2 protein-coding genes are annotated in these 1505 nt (G+C 69.7%); one reads left to right on the top strand and one right to left on the bottom strand.

What is annotated here, in order from left to right; all coding sequences use genetic code 11:
* On the top strand, nt 1-414 hold a 414-nt coding region (locus G6026_RS14950; RefSeq protein WP_182613640.1), incomplete at its 5' end, for a DUF664 domain-containing protein.
* Between the two features lie 37 nt (nt 415-451).
* Here G6026_RS14950 and G6026_RS14945 read toward each other — a convergent pair.
* On the bottom strand, nt 452-1505 hold a 1054-nt coding region (locus G6026_RS14945; RefSeq protein ID WP_241728114.1), incomplete at its 5' end, for a WS/DGAT domain-containing protein.

Below are 1505 nucleotides of genomic sequence, written 5' to 3'. Positions count from 1 at the left end.
TCCGCCGCGCCGGACCCCCTCGAGACGGGACGCTCGCTGCCCGAGGCCTTCGAGTGGGCCGAGACGGTCAACCGTGTCGACCCCGACGCGACCGCCGAGGAGATCCTCGCCGAGTACGACCGCCGGTGCGCCGCGGGCCTCGCCCATCTCCGCGCCGCCGATCTGGGAGCCCCGGTCCCGGTCCCCGCGGAGATGCCGTGGTTCCCGCCGGACCTGGCGCCGTTCGACGGCCGCTGGTGCGCGCATCACGTCCTCACCGAGATCAACCGGCACAGCGGGCACGCCGACCTCCTGCGTGAGGCACTCGACGGGCGCACGATGTACGACCTGATCGCCGAGGACCAGGGCATCGACATGTCCTACATCGGTGCCTGGTTCGCCGCGCACCCGGAGGTCCCGGCGCCCGCGTGGTGAGTCGGGCTCATTCCGCGCGGAGGGGCGCGCCGGCTGGTCAGTCGCCTTCGTGCCAGCCGGCGAACGTCGCGAACTTGTCCTCGATCATCCCGGCCACTTCGCCCGGGTCGGGCACGAGTCCCGCGTCCGTGGCGATGCCTACCGAGACCGTGCCGTTGTAGCTGAAGATGCAGATCCCGAAGGCCTGGTCGCCGCTCATCGGAACCCAGCCGAGCATCCCCTCGACGGGGGTGCCGGCGATCCGCACCGTGGAGACCGGCCCGGGGACCGACGTGAGCTGGCCGACGGTCTTGTTGGCGAGCAGGTCGACCACCGCGTGCGCCACCGGGCCGGGAGTGATCGCTACGCCGAGCATGGTGGCGAAGTTGACGTGTGGTTCGAACGAGTAGCGCACCCGGGACATGGACGTGGCGATCGCGTCGATGAGCTCGTCGGCGTCGTCGATCCCCAGCGGTAGGCGCATGAGGATGATCGTGAGGTGGTTGCCCAGTTCCTCCGGCAGTTCGTCGGCCACAGGCTCGATGGACATCGGCACCATGAGGTTGATGTCCGAGACCCGACGATCGCCGTGGGCGTCGAGGTACTCGGTGAGCGCCCTGGACACCGCCGCGAGCATCACGGTGGTGACCGTGGTGCCGTGCACCTTCGCCACCCTCTTGATCGCCGCGAGGTCCAGCCCGGAGATCCAGGAGACCCTTTTCTCAACATGGGCGTGACCGCTCCAGGACAGCTCGGGCGATCTGGGTTCGAACAGCAACCGGAAGGTCGAACGATAGGTGTTGGTCGTCCTATTGGTCAGATCGATGCTGTCGGCCAGGGATTCCACGACGCGCGTGGGCACCCGGGTGACCCCACGGCCCGGGGCCACCACTGCCCTGACCAGCCGCGTGAGAGTCCACGGGAACGTGACCGTGGCGCCGGCGAGACCGCGGGCGATACCGACCGAGTCCCTGGCCATCCCCACCCCGGCGCGGCCGACCGTCCGGAGGATCCCGCCTCCACCAGCGGAGAGGGGTCGGCCCACCCGCGGCAGCTGGGCGTCGTCGTCATCGCTGTCGCACAGACCGAGGACCAACTGGGTCAACCGCATA

The organism is Dietzia sp. DQ11-38-2 (assembly GCF_014145055.1).
Lineage (GTDB): Bacteria > Actinomycetota > Actinomycetes > Mycobacteriales > Mycobacteriaceae > Dietzia.
This window is presented reverse-complemented; position numbering and strand designations above follow the sequence as displayed.